We start from the raw sequence: 13,956 nt of genomic DNA, 5'->3' as shown, positions 1-13,956 counted from the left end.
CATGAGCGATGCCATCATATCTCTAAAAGACGTCTCTTTCCGCTATGAAGAGCACCTGGTGCTGAAGGACGTAAGCCTGACGGTGCATGAGCAGGAATTTCTCGGCATTGTAGGGCCCAACGGCAGTGGCAAGAGTACCCTGCTCAAGATTATGCTGGGCCTGCTGGAACCGCAAAAAGGCGAGGTTTCGATATTCGGTACCACGCCGGCCGAAGCGCGCCTGCGTATCGGGTATGTGCCGCAATTCGCCACCTTCGACCGCAACTTCCCGATCAGCGTCCGCGAGACGGTTCTGCAGGGGCGGCTCGGCAAAACCCGCCTGATCGGCGGCTACCGGCGCCAGGATTACCAACGGGCTCAGCAGGCTCTGGAAGAAGTGGAACTTGCCGACCTGGCCAAGCGCCCCCTTACCGCCCTTTCCGGCGGACAGCTACAGCGTGTCCTTATCGCCCGTGCACTGGCCTGCCAGCCGGAGGTGTTGATTCTCGATGAACCGACCGCACACATCGACCCTAAAATCGAGGAGGGTGTTTTCGAACTGCTCAAGCGCCTCAATCAACGGCTTACGGTGCTGGTGGTCTCCCACGATATCGGCTTTATTACCCGCTATATCACCCGTGTCGCCTGTCTCAATCGCACTCTGGTCTGCCACGCCACTTCGGAAATCACCGGCGAGATGATCGAACAGCTCTACGGTGGACCGTTACGGGCCGTGCATCACGATACGATCCTTCATACCCACTGAGAATATTTATGCATACTTTTCTGGAAGCTCTCGTCTCGCAACCTTTTATGCAGCATGCCCTGCTCGGCGGTCTGCTGGCCAGCGTCGCCTGCGGGGTGGCCGGGTCTTACGTGGTGGTACGGCGCATCGGCTATATTGCCGGCGGCATTGCCCACGCCGTGCTCGGCGGTATGGGGCTGGCTTATTTCCTGGGGCGCAGTCCGGTGGGCGGCGCCATCATAGCTGCCCTGGTCGCGGCATTGATTATCGGCTGGGTCAGTATCCGTTGGAAAAAACAGGAGGACACCACCATCAGCGCCTTGTGGGCGGTCGGTATGGCCATGGGCGTGTTGTTCATTGCCCGCACCCCCGGCTATAACGTCGACCTGATGAGTTACCTGTTCGGCAATATTCTGATGATTCCGAAAAGCCACCTGAACCTGATCTTCTGGCTCGATGTCGGTATCGTGCTGCTGGTGGTGCTGTTTTTCAAGCAACTGCTGGCGGTATCTTTCGATGAGGAATTCGCCGAACTGCGACAGGTTTCGGTAAACTTTTTTTCGCAGCTGCTGTTGTGCCTGGTGGCCCTGACCGTGGTGATCCTCATCCAGGTCGTCGGTTTGATCCTGGTTATCGCCCTGCTGGCATTGCCCGCCGCCATAGCCGGTCAGTATGTACACTCCCTGAGCCGCATGATGCTGCTGGCCACTTTGCTGGGCGCACTTTTCACCACCGGCGGTCTGGCGGTGTCTTACCAGTACGATCTGCCCTCCGGTGCCACCACCGTATTGCTCACCGGCCTGGCCTACCTCGCCTCTTCGCTGGGGATCTGCCTCTGGCGGTGGTGGCAGATACGCCGCGCCACCCAGTCCTGATGCCGCCCAAATAAAACGAGGCAGCCACCCCTGCGGATGGCTGCCTCGACACTTGTTGCGGTGCTCCTGCCTTTTCAGTAAAGCTCCCCGAACAGCTCTAGCTGCGTCAGATAGAGGCGCAGGTCGAATTCCAACTGGTGGTAGTCCGGCTCCATGTATCTGCAGAGTTTGTAGAAAGCTTTATTGTGGTCCTTCTCTTTCAGGTGGGCCAGTTCGTGAACCACGATCATTCGCAAAAAATCGAGTGGCGCCTGTTTGAACACCATGCCGATGCGAATCTCGTGTTTGGCCTTGAGTTTGGGACCCTGCACCCGGGAAACAAAGGCATGCACCCCAAGCGCGTTATGCAGCACGTTGATTTTGCTGTCGTAGGTTACTTTGCTCAAGGGCGGGGATTTGCGCAAAAACCGGTTTTTAAGCTCCAGGGTAAAATCGTAAAGGGCCTTATCGGTGGTGATTTCATGAACCTCCGGGTATTTGCTTTTTAAAAAAACACCCAGTTTGTTCTGCCCGATAAGTTGGGCCACTTGCCCGGTCAGTTCCTCCGGATAGCCGGTCAGGTATGTCATGTCATGCATCGATATGGAAGCCTTTTCTGCCTGCGGAGGGGAGGACCTTGCCGGGTGCCCCGCTTACAGGGCGGACGCGTCGATAGGGCCGGTGGGCAGTCGGTAGAGACCGGCACCCTGGCCTTCGGATGTTACCAGCAGGGAGTTGTCGTCGCTGAAGCAGATTGCCTCGCGCTGGGGCAGCAGTTCGGCGGCCGGCAAACGAAGAATCTGCGGGGTGCGGGCCAGGGCCGCCTCCCACGGTTCGGTGCCGTGGCGTAAGTACAGGTAGGCATCCTTATAAGTGAGGATCACCGCCGCCCGACCGTCAGCCCGTATATCGAGAGCCGTGGGCCAGGAACGGAAACGCCCGAAAACCTGCGCCAGGTCTTCGCTGTCGGGGGCGGGAATGTTGCCGATTTCGGCCGTGCGTCGGGCGGTCTGCGGCTGCCCCTCGGCGGTGGGCCGTAGAGGCAATCGGTAGAGGATCGGCGCGCTGGTGCGTTTGCTCAATAACCAGATCTGCCCCTGTTGCGGATCCACCGCCACCGCCTCGCAATCGCGCGACCCGTCTTCAAAACGCACACGAAGGCTCCATGCCGGAGCGACCGTGCCGGAAAAACGTCCGTCCGATCCGGGCTGCGGTTCAGGTACAACATGCAGCAGTACCTCCTGGCGTATCGCCCGGTTGTCGCCGACATCCGCTACCAACAGGTAAGCCTGACCCTGCCAGGAAAAGGATGCCAGGTCTTCCCAGTCGATATTCTTAACGCCGGCCACGCGCACCGTGCCGCGGTCTTCCCCCCGGGGTCCCAGGGCGAACAGCTCCGGCGCATTGCCGCTGTCATTTACCGCCCACAGCACGCCGGCGGTTTGCCGGGAGGCCGCAAGGCCCGAAGCTTCGGTCAATTCTGCCGCACCAAGGTGCCCGACACCGAGAACCGTCTGGTAGCCGGCCGTTTTGCGCTGCACCGGCAGGCCATCGGTAGATTCGGCCTGACCAGCCGCGGAACAACCGCACAGCCCCAGGCACGCTGCCAGGATCAAACTTTGCCATGGTTTCATTGCTGCCACCCCATGATTACTGCCGCGTTCGTTTCAGCGTTTTTCGAAATGCACAAAATCGATAAGAAATACCGCTCCCAGGAGCAGGGCTTTGTGTTCGTTGCTCCAGCCCGGCGGAAAGGTTACCCCGAAGTTGTCCGCATCGGTAAAGCCTTCCTTGAGCAGCCCGCTCCATTTTTTACAGATTTTTCCCTGTTCGATTCCTCCCTGCAGAACCTGGAAAGTCCAGGGACGCAGAATCGGGCCGAACAACTGGCAAAGATCCCTGCCCTGGGCATCGGTTACCGTATAGATGCGCCGCAGCAGAGCAAATTGGCGGCGGATGGTGCCAAGGGGCTTCCCTGCAGCATCGCTGATCTGCGCTTCGTGGAAAAAGAAGCGGAAGGGGCGCCGTACCCGCAGCATACTGTTGTTATCCATGCCCCGCACCTGAACCGTGAACGGGCGTAACGCCTTCAGAAACCAGCGCAGCAGCAGGTTACCTCCCTCTTCGGCGGCGAGCAACAGGTCCTGTCCCTGCGTGTCCATTATCCGGTAGCGATTGCGGGTTTCGAATCCCGTAAGGATTTCGCCCCATTCTTTTTTCTGACTGACGACCAGGCCTTCGGCGCTCGTTAATCGTTCCATGTTACCCTCCCTCCCATAGGACAAACCGGGCGTATATTTGCCGGGTTGCGTTCAAGTTCTATTAACATAAGGGAAAACCAACGGTTTGGAAACAGTTATCCATCATCCTGTGATCGGAAAAGCTTGCCGCTCCAAAGCCAAAACAGCCGCATCCATCGTCAGGAAGCGGCTGCGCACAGGGGCTTGGAGAGCCATGTGACATCAGAACAGCAGAACCGGGCACCGTACCCGATGCAGGGCATGATTCGTCACGCTGCCGAACAGGACATCGCGCACTTCGCCGCTGCTGCGACGCCCGAGTACCAGTAATGCGAAGTTTTCGTCGTTGGCGATCCGCGGAATGACTTCGCGGGGAGCCCCGGTCTCCATACGCAGCTCGACCGTGAACCCTGCCTCCCGCAGCAAAGCGGCCTGCTTTTCCAGCAGAACACTGCCGGCCTCGGCGGCTTGGGCGGAGACCATTTCCAGTTGAAAGTCGGGAATCATCCGGTACGCAAGCCGGTCCATATCGACCACGTGCAGCAGCGTCACGGTGCCGGGCGGCAGCCAGTGAATGCGTTCCGCGAGCCCCTCGATGATCCGCGAGCTGATTTCCGAATGATTGACGGGCAGAAGGATCTTCATAACACTTCTCCTTGCTCTGAAACCAGCTTATCCGTACACCAGGCGCGGCAACCACAGCACCAGTTCGGGTATGTAGGTCAAAAGCAGCAACAAAGTGATCTGGATGAGCAGGAACGGCAGTACCGCGCGGGATACATAGAGCAAATTGCGGTCGGCCACGGCGCCGGAAATATACAGCGACACGCCCAGCGGCGGGGTACAATACCCGATGCCGAGATTGAGGGTCATGAGCAGGCCGAAATGCAGGCTGTCGATGCCGAAGCGGCTCAGCAGAGGCAAGAAGATCGGCGTCAGGATCAGGGTGGCGGATATGATGTCCATGAACATTCCCACCACCAGCAGCAGCAGGTTGACGGCCATCAGAAAAACCCAGGGACTTTGCACGCTGCCGACTACCGCTTGGGCGATATGCTCCGGGATCTGTTCAAAGGTCAGATATTCGCCGAAGACCGAGGCGCCGGAAACGATTACCAACAAGGTTGCGGAGGTGATCGCCGAGGACACCACCACCTTTTTCACGTCCCGCAGGCGCAGGTCCTTATGAATGAAAATTTCCACCACAAACGCATAAAAACAGGCGACCACGGCCGCTTCGTTGGCGGTGAAAATGCCTGAATAGATGCCGCCGAAGATCAATACCGGCAACAGCAGCGCCCAGATGCTTTCACGCAGCACCGCCAGCAGTTCTTTCATGGACGGGCGGCGGCGGGTCTGTTGGCCGCGCTGCCGGCAGAACAGCCCGGCATAAACGGACATGGCCACGATAATCATCAGGCCCGGCACAAACCCGGTAAGGAACAGCGCCTCCAGCGAATCGTTGGAGATCATCGCATAAAGGATCATGGAAATGGAGGGCGGGATCACCACTCCCAAGACCGGTGCGGTGGTCATCAGGCCGACACTGAACGCGGGATCGTAGCCATGCTTGATCAGCGCCGGAATCATGAAGCCGCCGATGGCCACTACCGTCGCTACCGTCGATCCGGAGATGGCGCCGAAAAACCCGCACGCCAGTATCCCGGCCATGGCCAGGCCGCCGGGCAGAAACCCGACCAGCGCATCGGCGGTTTTGATGAGCTTCTGCACAATGCTGCCGCTGGTCATGATGTTGCCGCACAGTACAAAAAACAGCACCACGATCAAGGCGAATTTGTCCATGCTGCGATACAGCACCTCGACAACGATCTGCGCATCGATGCCGGCTACCATCAAGCCGACCAGGCCTGCGAAAAACAGCGAGATGAAGACGGGAACGGTGGTGGCGAGACAGCCCAGCAGCAATGCCAGGATAATAAAAACTTGTGAATCCATAATGCCTGTCCTTGGTCAAGCGGCCGGACCGGGATCGGCCCCGTCACGTTTTCCGAACCAATCTTCGATCATCACCAGCAGGGTATGCACCGCCAGAAAAACCCCCATGGTGGGCAAAACGGCATAGAACCACCATTCGCGAATCTGCAGCGTCGAGGTCCGGGCATAGGGATCGTGAAAAGCGACAAGGGTAAACTTCCACCCGAGGTGTATGATCACCGCTGCAAAAAGCAGCACGCCCAGATGGCTCAATAATGTCAGCGGCTTTTTCAATACCGGCAACAACTGCGGCAGGGCGTCAATGCGAATCAGCGCACGGCGCCGTACCGCGGCACTGCAACCGATAAATGCCGAGAAAAAGATGGCTTTGCGCACCACTTCGTCGGACCAGTAGAGGCTGACAGGTGTTAATTTGCGCAGCGCCACATTGGCCAGGGCCACCAACAAGGCCAGGATCACGCTCAGAAACAGCGCCCAATCTTCGATCCCGCCAACCAGGCGATCAAATTTTTCCAGAATGCGTCGTGTCATGATAAATAGCGTTTATCGGGCCAGGCGCTGGCGTACTTTGGCCAGGTATTCAGCCCCTATTTTCGCTCCCCAGGTTGCATAAACAGGTTCGCTCAACCGAATGAGCTCCGCGCGATCCTCGGCAGCCAGTTCAAAAAACTGTACGCCGACAGCTTCGGCGGCAGCGATCTGCTCCTGCTGCTGCACGCGAGCGCGCTGGCGCGCAGCGGCACTCTCCTCGGCGATGACTTCCAGCAGTATCCGGCGCAGGTCTTCGGGCAGGCGCTCGAGCCAGGCTTTGTTCATGAGATGAATGAACAGTCCCTGAGCGTAATCAACACGTGTGAAATAACGGGCGACCTCGAACTTGTGGGTGATGTTGCAGACCGTCGGAGTATGATCGAGACCGTCGATTACACCGGTCTGCAGGGCCTGAGGCACGTCACCCCAGGGCATGACCGTGAATTTCATGCCCCAGGCGCGATAAAAATCGGTGTTGACCGGCGCCTGGGCGATACGGAAATTAACCTGGCGGGCTTCGGCGAGGGTGCGGACCGGGGTATTGGTGGCCCAGCCGTAGGAACCGTAGCTGGTGATGTCGACGACCATCAGCCCCTGACGCAGGGCGCTGTTGCGGAATTCATCGAACAGTTCGGGATCGTTGCGGAACTGCTCCAGTTTGTCCGCGCTATCGATAACAAAGGGTAGATTGACGATACCCAGGGTATCCGAGATGTTGGCGGCGGCCACCGAAGAGCAGAGTACGCCTTGCACTGCTCCGAGCTTCAGTTTGCTCAGAACGCCCTTCTCCTGACCGAGTTGAGACAAGGGACGGTAATCGACATACAACCGCCCGCCGCTGCGCTCCCATACTTTGTCGCGGATATGGTAGCCGACAGCCACCCCTTCGATGGTCGGATGATCAAGATTGGACAACAGGTAGGTATATTGGGCTGAAGAGGGATCAAACTGCGGCTGCCAACCAACCAACGGATCCTTTTTGGCAGCAGCGGCCTTTTCCGGTGCCGACGGTTCCTGCTGGGATGGGTCCTGCTCTTTCTGGCATCCCGTAAGTCCGCAGAAAACGACGCTCAGGATTAACACAGCCATCATCACGGTTTTCTTCATACTCATCCTCCAGGGAATCTTGCATTTACCGAAAACAAATTTCAAACGGGGGAATCAAACTCTGTTGTTTGCAGGTGGTTGGGAGTCTAGCTGCCACCCAACGGGAAATCAAGGGCAAAATCGGCTGCTAACGTGATCGAAAATGGCTGTTTTTTTGTCGGAACGAGGCGAGGAAGGAGTGTGGTTACGGAGATTTTTTAACAGGTTCGATCCTCCCCGCCGCTCCTTTGTCAGAGCGAACGGGGAGGCCGCATTTTTTTGAAAAACCGTATGGAAGGGTTTATGCAAAGACAGGTCGGATGTTCATTCGAGAGTCTTTGTTTGTGGTTAGCTCTCTCGCTACGATGAAGAGGTACCTGTTTCTTGCAGAGCCTTTGCCAGTTGATCGGGGCAGCTGGTGCCCTTGCCGCCGCAGTCGATACCGCGCAACAGGTCGACAACTTCGCCTATGGGACGATTTTTCACCAGGGCCCCAACACCCTGGGCATTGCCGGAACAACCGCCGGTAAATTGCACGCCGGTTACGATGTCACCTTCAAGTTGAATATCGATAAGTTTGGCGCAGGTTTTTTCAGTTTGATATCGGATGTTCATGTCAATCTCCTGTCATACAAGTGGTATAAAAGTGCCGACAAAATACCACATCTGCAATACATATTACAATATGAATATTTGAATATAGGCGTGGCGCATGTTGCCCACTCTGCGTTTTCGGAACTTGGGTATCTTCCCCGGGACCGGTGCCTGTGCTAGCATATTCGAACCATGGAAAAATATTCAATGCTGTTCGACACCCATGTCCATCTCGATCGCCTGCCGGCGGAGATGGACCCCATATCCGAAGTGGCACAGGCCCGACGCGTGGGCATCGGCCACTTTCTGGTGCCGGGCGTCGACCCCCGGGATTGGCATGCCCTGCTGTCGATGGTTGAATCCATACCGGGCACTCTTGCCGCCCCCGGGACGCACCCTCTGGCGAGCGCCAGCTGGAATTCCGAGTTTGCAGCCGTACTCGAAGAAATGCTTTCCCGCGAGTCTGTCGCGGCCGTGGGCGAGATCGGCCTCGACGGCAGCCCCGGCATGCCGGCGGCTGCGGTGCAGGAACAGGTCCTACGGGAGCAATTAGGTATAGCCATTGCGGCAGATCTTCCGGTGGTGTTGCATTGCCGTAAGGCTACCGGCCGTCTGCTGGAAATTCTGCGGCAGGAATCCGCGCACCGGGTCGGTGGTATCTGGCACGGTTTTTCCGGAAGTCTGGAAACCGCGCGCGCGGCCATGGGCCTTGGCTTCGGCCTGGCCTTCGGCGGTCCGTTGACCTGGCCCGGTGCCCGCCGGGCCCCGCAAGTGCTGCAGGCCTTGCCCGCCGATTGGATCGTGCTGGAAAGCGATGCGCCGGACTTGGCGCCCAGCCCCTTTCGCGGTCAAACCAATCGTCCCAGTTACCTCGGGGTAATCGCCGAGCAGGTCGGCTTTTTGCGGCATTGGTCTCCACAAACTACTGCCCGGATCACCACGGCTAATGCGTTGCGGCTACTGCGCCTTGGTACCGAATGATCCATACCGTTAACTGAAAGGTTACATTTTTATGCAAGAACACCGTTTCGACCGCCTGGAACGACTTATCGGCAGCGACGGCCTGCAAAATCTGAGCGGCAGGTCCGTCGCCGTGATCGGCATTGGCGGCGTCGGCAGTTATGCTGCCGAAGCCCTGGCCCGCGCAGGTGTCGGACGTCTGACCCTGGTCGATTTCGACCGTATCGCGCCGAGCAATATAAACCGTCAGATCCATGCTCTTGAATATACCGTCGGTCGCGCCAAGGTCGAGGTTATGGCTGAGCGCTGCCTGGCCATCAATCCCGAAGTCGACGTGCGCCCCCGCCACGTTTTTTACAGCGCCGAGACCGACGAGGGGCTGCTGGCCGATGGGTATGACTATCTGCTCGACTGCATCGACAGCATCACGGCCAAACTGCACCTTATCGAGAGCAGCAAACGGCGCGGTATTCCGGTGATCTCCGCCATGGGCGCCGCCAACAAGCTCGACCCGACCCTGATCCGCGTCGGCGATCTGTCGCGGACGCAGAAGTGCCGCATGGCGCGCATCATGCGCAAGGAACTCGGCCGCCGCGGCATTCGCAGCGGTATCAAGGTGGTTTATTCTTTAGAAGAGTTCCGCCCCCTTTCCGATGCCCCATCGGCCGCCGCCAGTCTGCCGTCGGCCTCGCCGGAGTCGACGCCGGCGCGACCACGCGTCACCCTCGGCAGTTCCTCCTACATTCCTCCCATCTTCGGTCTGACCATGGCCGGTGAAGTGATTCAGTCCTTGCTTGATCAGGCGCCATGATCGATCCGACCTGGTACCACATGGTTTTTCTGGCTCTGGTCGGGGTTATGGCCGGGATCCTCAATGTGCTGGCCGGCGGCGGCTCTCTGCTGACCTTGCCGCTGTTGATTTTCATGGGGTTGCCGGCAGCCACCGCCAACGGCACCAACCGTATCGCCATCCTGGTGCAGAACCTGTTCGCCATCTCCGGCTTTCACCGGCATGGGGTTTTGTCCTGGCGGCTGGCCATGGTATGCGCCGGTCCGGCCATCGCCGGCAGCTATCTTGGCGCACGTCTGGCCCTGCAGGTCGATGAGGCGCTTTTTCGGCAGCTGCTTGCCGGCATCATGCTCGGCGTGCTGGCGCTGACTCTGTGGGATCCGATGAAAGAGCGACAGGCCCAAGCCGTGCGTCTTTCACCTGGACGACTGGCGGTCTTGCTGGCGAGTTTTTTTATGGTGGGCGTTTATGGCGGGTTCGTGCAGGCAGGCGTCGGATTTCTGATTATCGCGGCCCTGTTGTTTCAGGGCCTTGATCTGGTGCAGACCAATGCCATCAAGGTGACCATCATCTGTTTCTTTACCCTTGTTGCCCTGGCCGTTTTCATGCGTCACGGCCAGGTAAACTACCCCCTCGGTTTATCGCTGGCTGCAGGCAACGCCTGCGGCGGCTGGCTGGCCGCACACCTGGCTGTGAAAAAGGGACACGCCTGGATAAAAAGGATCGTGTCCCTGGCGATCATAGTGTTTGCCGTCAAGCTTTTGTTGGGGTGAGCCTTCAGGTTCACTGTTATTTAGTTTTCATCCGGAAACGGTCCTTTTCCCCAATCTCTGCGTCAATCTTCCCCCTTGCTTGTGCGGCGTAAAAACTACGCCTCCGCGCAAGTGCTCGATTTTCTTGACCTTGGGAAAAATCACTCATTTCCCTTATGAAAACTACGTAGTGTGCATCCTGAGTTTCCGGATGCACACTATTTAAGTTTGAAGGCCACCTTCAGGATGACCTGGTATTCCGCGATTTCGCCGTCATCATTGACGTGACCGCGCATTTCCTCGACTTCGAACCAGGATACCTTTTCCAGGGAATGATGGGCCCGGTGCAAAGCCGCCTTGATGGCATCGTCGATGCTTGTTGGCGAAACCCCGATGACTTCCACTTTTTTGTACACGCGCTCTTTGCCGTACATGGTCGTCTCCTTTTTACGGTTTGCCCGCCGGTGTCCGGCCTCGGAAGAGTTCTTCAGCCCGCCGGCGGGACAGGGTTCAACGTCTCCATGCCATGCCGTATCACAAGGCCCATATAGCCATCGACCGTCAGGCGGTCGCCATTGCGAATACGTTGCGTGGCATCAGGGACGCCGGTAACGCAGGGTAATCCGTACTCACGAGCAATAATGGCCCCGTGAATCAGCATGCCGCCGCGCCGTTCGACCACGGCGGCTGCCAGCGGTGCCACCACCGTCATGACCGGATCGACCGCGTCGCACACCAGGATTTCCCCCCGTTGAAAATCTGCAAGCTGTTCCGGTTTTGTTACCACCCGGGCTCTGCCTCGCGCCAGCCCCGGACCGGCCGGTTGTCCGACAAGTTGTCTGGCGGTTATTTCCTGCCAGGGTGTGGTTGTGTGCCCCGACGGTTCGGCGGCCGCTGTTGACTCCGTGGCGGTTTCGACCGCTTCCAGGGCCTGTTGCAAGGCGGGGCTCGATTCTGTCGCGAGGCGCTGGCGGCTTTTGACCAGAGCCTGCTCGAGGCAGGCCTCAAGGCCCCCGAGGTAGATGTTGTCATCATCCCGCAATCGGTAACTGGCCCGAGCGACCTCCAGCAACCGTGCCGCAAAAGCACGTTGCCCGGCAGGCACTTTGCGCATAAAGGTTTCGGCGTCCATGGGCTGAAAGCTTTGCGCTTGTGGCGATGGCTCAACCATCTGTACCAGTAAGCGCAACAACGCATCGGATCTTTGTGGCGCGGAGGCCCCCGGCCACAAAAGCCGGCCCCAGCGGGTGTCGAAACGCGCCACGGCCTTGGTTAGCGGGTGGTCTGTGGGCAGTTCGGCGCCCTTTTTCAACAGTGGCAGCAACTCCGGCGCCTGTCCCAGCTGTTCCGCAATTTCCAGTAAAGACCGGTTGCGTTGCGTGCTGAGCAAAGTGCCGTCACCCAACAATGGGACAAAAGCGAAGGGATCGTCCGGGCATAGCGTGTCGTTGAAAAACTGGCCGAACAGCCGCATCCCGTGGGCCATGGGGATGCATAACTGCCGGTACGCATGCCGCCACCGCAAAACCTCCCGATGCAACGATCGCAGTGCGTCGCCCAGCGCTTCGGATGACATCTCCGGGGCCAGCTGTTTCTGCCAATGCTCGGCCCGCCTTGCCATGGCCGGCAACAGGTTTTTTTCCAATGTCTGACGCAAACTCTCAAGTTGATCGACACTGCGCCGCAGACTCAGGTACCAACCGCGCTCGTCGTCGGAATCCCCCGCCAGGGCGGTGACCGGACGCGCCTGCAACGCCCACAGGCCTCCTGCGTTGATGGTCCACTCCACATCCTGCGGCGAACCGAAAACCTGCTCGGCGGTTGCCGCCAGTTTCCATACCTGTCGCAGGGTCTCGCCATCGAGGGGCGGTCGGCTGGCGCGATCATGGGGCAGGGCCTGTCGCTGCAAGCTGCCGCCCTCGGGCACCAGTTGATGCATCCGATGCGGGATGACATGCTCGAGGATGGTGCCATCGGCGCGCTTCAATCGCCAGCGATCCGGCTCGACGATGCCATCCACCAGGCCCTGATTCAATCCCCAGACAGCCTCGACCAAAGCCTCATCGGCGTTGCCGGGACTGCGGCTGAAGGCGATTCCGGAACGATCTCCGACCACCAGTGGCTGAATGAGTACCGCCATCCGACTGTGTTCCACGCCCAGCCGCAATTCCCGGCGATACAACAGCGCCCGATCCGACCACAAGGATGCCCAGACCCGTTTCACGGCGTGCATGATTTCCGGCAAGCCCTGCACATTGACGTACGATTCGTGTAACCCGGCAAAGGACTCCTTGCCGCCGTCTTCTTCGGGGGCTGAAGAGCGAACCGCCACCGGCACGGTCCGTATGGTTTCCGGGAGTGCTCTGGTCAGTTCGGTTTCCAGAGCTTCGGGTAGCGGGGTTTTTAAAAACAGGTGTCGGATGCGCAACCCTGCATCCCACAGCTCCTCCCAGCGCATCTCGGTGAAGTCCTTGCGCCCCAGCTCCATGTGCAGGCGATCGGCAAGGCGCGTTTCCCAAAGGAATCGTTCATAGGCGTCGGTTGTCACGACAATGCCACCCGGAACCTGGGCCCCCTGCGCATGCCATTGCGCCAGGGCCCAGGCTTTGCCACCGATCTGCCGCCGGGATAAATCCCGTGCTGTTGTCAGGTCCACCACCATGTTCATGTCAGAAGATCAGCTCCACAACGTCCTGAAAACGGCGTACCAGCGAGTATCGCTCCACCTGCAGGGACATAAGAGCGCACCCGGGTGAACGGGCAAACTCCTCCAGGTGGGGAAACCGTTCAATGTACACAGCCATCATCGCCATATTGGTTTTGGTGTCGATCTCTTTAACCCTGCCTTGGGCCGTCAGTGCCATGGCCAGACGAAAATCCGCGGCTCGATGAGAGCGGTTGTCGATCAGCATGGAGGCACGATTATCCCGCTTCAAATTGCCGAACTTGCGAGTCGCGCGTCCGGTTACGAACAGCAGGCCGCGCATATCCTCCAGGGCCTTGAAGCCAACCAGGCTGGGATGCGGCGCTCCGTCCGCATTTGTTGCCAGCACGCCAAGGTGTTGTTGGGCTAGCAGTTCGCGAATGATTTCTGCCAGTGCCTGTGTACCGTGCAAGGCTCTTCCCCTCTCTTTTTATGGTGCGCCCCTGGGATATTTACTGGTGCCGTTCCTGTTCATTTTTTTCGGCTCTGTGTGGGCACTGCTGATTTAAAGCATAGCAGATCGCTTGGAGAATACCTCTTCGTTGCAATCTCCGGCAGACTGTAAGTCTCGGATTTATAGAACAATATTTTGCAGACATTGAAGGGGCTTGAGGGCCGTGGCGGCATGTGTGGGGACTGCCGGGAAAAATCGGGGCCGGCAAATATTTTGTGGTGTGACATATTGCAACATTGAAACAACCGGTTAAAGTATTGTCTGTAATTTTGACGTTTGAGCGTTTTTATATGATTCCGGCAGGTTATGCG

At 58.4% G+C, this 13,956-nt stretch carries 16 protein-coding genes; 5 read left to right on the top strand and 11 right to left on the bottom strand.

The window, feature by feature from the left end:
• Position 1: 1 nt before the first annotated feature.
• A complete protein-coding gene (locus PCAR_RS16335) occupies positions 2-745 on the top strand; it encodes a metal ABC transporter ATP-binding protein (protein WP_041531429.1) in 744 nt (247 codons plus the stop codon).
• An 8-nt stretch (positions 746-753) separates the two neighbouring features.
• Positions 754-1,599, top strand: coding sequence for a metal ABC transporter permease (locus tag PCAR_RS16330; protein ID WP_011342812.1), 846 nt, complete (start codon positions 754-756; stop codon positions 1,597-1,599).
• Between the two features lie 74 nt (positions 1,600-1,673).
• Here the strand turns inward: PCAR_RS16330 and PCAR_RS16325 are convergent, their stop codons facing one another.
• From PCAR_RS16325 to PCAR_RS16290, 8 genes are all read right to left on the bottom strand, one after another.
• Positions 1,674-2,177 carry a M48 family metallopeptidase gene (locus PCAR_RS16325; RefSeq protein ID WP_011342811.1) on the bottom strand — a complete coding sequence of 168 codons (504 nt, stop codon included), beginning with the start codon at positions 2,175-2,177 and terminating at the stop codon, positions 1,674-1,676.
• Positions 2,178-2,231: 54 nt separating this feature from the next.
• On the bottom strand, positions 2,232-3,212 hold the full coding sequence (locus PCAR_RS18175; RefSeq protein ID WP_011342810.1) for a hypothetical protein: 981 nt from the start codon (positions 3,210-3,212) through the stop codon (positions 2,232-2,234).
• A 33-nt stretch (positions 3,213-3,245) separates the two neighbouring features.
• Positions 3,246-3,839, bottom strand: a complete 594-nt coding sequence (locus tag PCAR_RS16315; RefSeq protein ID WP_011342809.1) for a phospholipid scramblase-related protein — start codon at positions 3,837-3,839, stop codon at positions 3,246-3,248.
• Positions 3,840-4,040: 201 nt separating this feature from the next.
• Positions 4,041-4,463: a universal stress protein gene (locus PCAR_RS16310; protein ID WP_011342808.1), complete on the bottom strand. Its 423-nt coding sequence runs from the start codon at positions 4,461-4,463 to the stop codon at positions 4,041-4,043.
• A 27-nt stretch (positions 4,464-4,490) separates the two neighbouring features.
• On the bottom strand, positions 4,491-5,774 hold the full coding sequence (locus tag PCAR_RS16305; protein ID WP_011342807.1) for a TRAP transporter large permease: 1,284 nt from the start codon (positions 5,772-5,774) through the stop codon (positions 4,491-4,493).
• 15 nt (positions 5,775-5,789) lie between these two features.
• The gene (locus tag PCAR_RS16300) at positions 5,790-6,305 is read right to left on the bottom strand and encodes a TRAP transporter small permease (protein WP_011342806.1); all 516 of its coding nucleotides are present in this window, start codon (positions 6,303-6,305) and stop codon (positions 5,790-5,792) included.
• A gap of 12 nt (positions 6,306-6,317) precedes the next feature.
• Positions 6,318-7,412 carry a TRAP transporter substrate-binding protein gene (locus PCAR_RS16295; RefSeq protein WP_011342805.1) on the bottom strand — a complete coding sequence of 365 codons (1,095 nt, stop codon included), beginning with the start codon at positions 7,410-7,412 and terminating at the stop codon, positions 6,318-6,320.
• A gap of 339 nt (positions 7,413-7,751) precedes the next feature.
• Entirely contained in the window at positions 7,752-8,006 is a 255-nt protein-coding gene (locus tag PCAR_RS16290; protein ID WP_011342804.1) for a TIGR03905 family TSCPD domain-containing protein, read from the bottom strand.
• Positions 8,007-8,177: 171 nt separating this feature from the next.
• On the opposite strand from PCAR_RS16290, the gene PCAR_RS16285 reads away from it, so the two are divergent.
• The 3 genes from PCAR_RS16285 to PCAR_RS16275 are packed head-to-tail and all read left to right on the top strand — an operon-like array spanning position 8,178 to position 10,508.
• Positions 8,178-8,966 carry a TatD family hydrolase gene (locus PCAR_RS16285; RefSeq protein WP_011342803.1) on the top strand — a complete coding sequence of 263 codons (789 nt, stop codon included), beginning with the start codon at positions 8,178-8,180 and terminating at the stop codon, positions 8,964-8,966.
• A gap of 31 nt (positions 8,967-8,997) precedes the next feature.
• The gene (locus PCAR_RS16280; RefSeq protein WP_011342802.1) at positions 8,998-9,756 is read left to right on the top strand and encodes a tRNA threonylcarbamoyladenosine dehydratase; all 759 of its coding nucleotides are present in this window, start codon (positions 8,998-9,000) and stop codon (positions 9,754-9,756) included.
• Positions 9,753-10,508, top strand: coding sequence for a sulfite exporter TauE/SafE family protein (locus PCAR_RS16275; RefSeq protein WP_011342801.1), 756 nt, complete (start codon positions 9,753-9,755; stop codon positions 10,506-10,508). Before PCAR_RS16280 ends, PCAR_RS16275 begins: the two co-directional genes overlap by 4 nt.
• A gap of 197 nt (positions 10,509-10,705) precedes the next feature.
• Here the strand turns inward: PCAR_RS16275 and PCAR_RS16265 are convergent, their stop codons facing one another.
• From PCAR_RS16265 to PCAR_RS16255, 3 genes are read right to left on the bottom strand one after another with little or no spacing between them, the layout of a single operon-like run.
• Complete coding sequence (locus PCAR_RS16265; RefSeq protein WP_011342800.1) at positions 10,706-10,921, bottom strand: dodecin; 216 nt, start codon at positions 10,919-10,921, stop codon at positions 10,706-10,708.
• A gap of 53 nt (positions 10,922-10,974) precedes the next feature.
• On the bottom strand, positions 10,975-13,155 hold the full coding sequence (locus tag PCAR_RS16260; RefSeq protein ID WP_011342799.1) for a PEP/pyruvate-binding domain-containing protein: 2,181 nt from the start codon (positions 13,153-13,155) through the stop codon (positions 10,975-10,977).
• Position 13,156: 1 nt separating this feature from the next.
• Positions 13,157-13,603, bottom strand: a complete 447-nt coding sequence (locus PCAR_RS16255) for a pyridoxamine 5'-phosphate oxidase family protein (protein WP_011342798.1) — start codon at positions 13,601-13,603, stop codon at positions 13,157-13,159.
• Positions 13,604-13,956: the final 353 nt, after the last annotated feature.

The sequence above is a fragment of the Syntrophotalea carbinolica DSM 2380 genome (genome assembly GCF_000012885.1).
Lineage (GTDB): Bacteria > Desulfobacterota > Desulfuromonadia > Desulfuromonadales > Syntrophotaleaceae > Syntrophotalea > Syntrophotalea carbinolica.
The sequence above is the reverse complement of the archived record's forward strand: the minus strand, read 5'-3'. Positions and strand labels throughout refer to the sequence as shown.

Coding starts and splice junctions, on each gene's coding strand:
- PCAR_RS16335 (WP_041531429.1), top strand. CDS start 2: ATGAGCGATGCCATCATATCTCTAAAAGACGTCTCTTTCCGCTATGAA.
- PCAR_RS16330 (WP_011342812.1), top strand. CDS start 754: ATGCATACTTTTCTGGAAGCTCTCGTCTCGCAACCTTTTATGCAGCAT.
- PCAR_RS16325 (WP_011342811.1), bottom strand. CDS start 2,177: ATGCATGACATGACATACCTGACCGGCTATCCGGAGGAACTGACCGGG.
- PCAR_RS18175 (WP_011342810.1), bottom strand. CDS start 3,212: ATGAAACCATGGCAAAGTTTGATCCTGGCAGCGTGCCTGGGGCTGTGC.
- PCAR_RS16315 (WP_011342809.1), bottom strand. CDS start 3,839: ATGGAACGATTAACGAGCGCCGAAGGCCTGGTCGTCAGTCAGAAAAAA.
- PCAR_RS16310 (WP_011342808.1), bottom strand. CDS start 4,463: ATGAAGATCCTTCTGCCCGTCAATCATTCGGAAATCAGCTCGCGGATC.
- PCAR_RS16305 (WP_011342807.1), bottom strand. CDS start 5,774: ATGGATTCACAAGTTTTTATTATCCTGGCATTGCTGCTGGGCTGTCTC.
- PCAR_RS16300 (WP_011342806.1), bottom strand. CDS start 6,305: ATGACACGACGCATTCTGGAAAAATTTGATCGCCTGGTTGGCGGGATC.
- PCAR_RS16295 (WP_011342805.1), bottom strand. CDS start 7,412: ATGAAGAAAACCGTGATGATGGCTGTGTTAATCCTGAGCGTCGTTTTC.
- PCAR_RS16290 (WP_011342804.1), bottom strand. CDS start 8,006: ATGAACATCCGATATCAAACTGAAAAAACCTGCGCCAAACTTATCGAT.
- PCAR_RS16285 (WP_011342803.1), top strand. CDS start 8,178: ATGGAAAAATATTCAATGCTGTTCGACACCCATGTCCATCTCGATCGC.
- PCAR_RS16280 (WP_011342802.1), top strand. CDS start 8,998: ATGCAAGAACACCGTTTCGACCGCCTGGAACGACTTATCGGCAGCGAC.
- PCAR_RS16275 (WP_011342801.1), top strand. CDS start 9,753: ATGATCGATCCGACCTGGTACCACATGGTTTTTCTGGCTCTGGTCGGG.
- PCAR_RS16265 (WP_011342800.1), bottom strand. CDS start 10,921: ATGTACGGCAAAGAGCGCGTGTACAAAAAAGTGGAAGTCATCGGGGTT.
- PCAR_RS16260 (WP_011342799.1), bottom strand. CDS start 13,155: ATGAACATGGTGGTGGACCTGACAACAGCACGGGATTTATCCCGGCGG.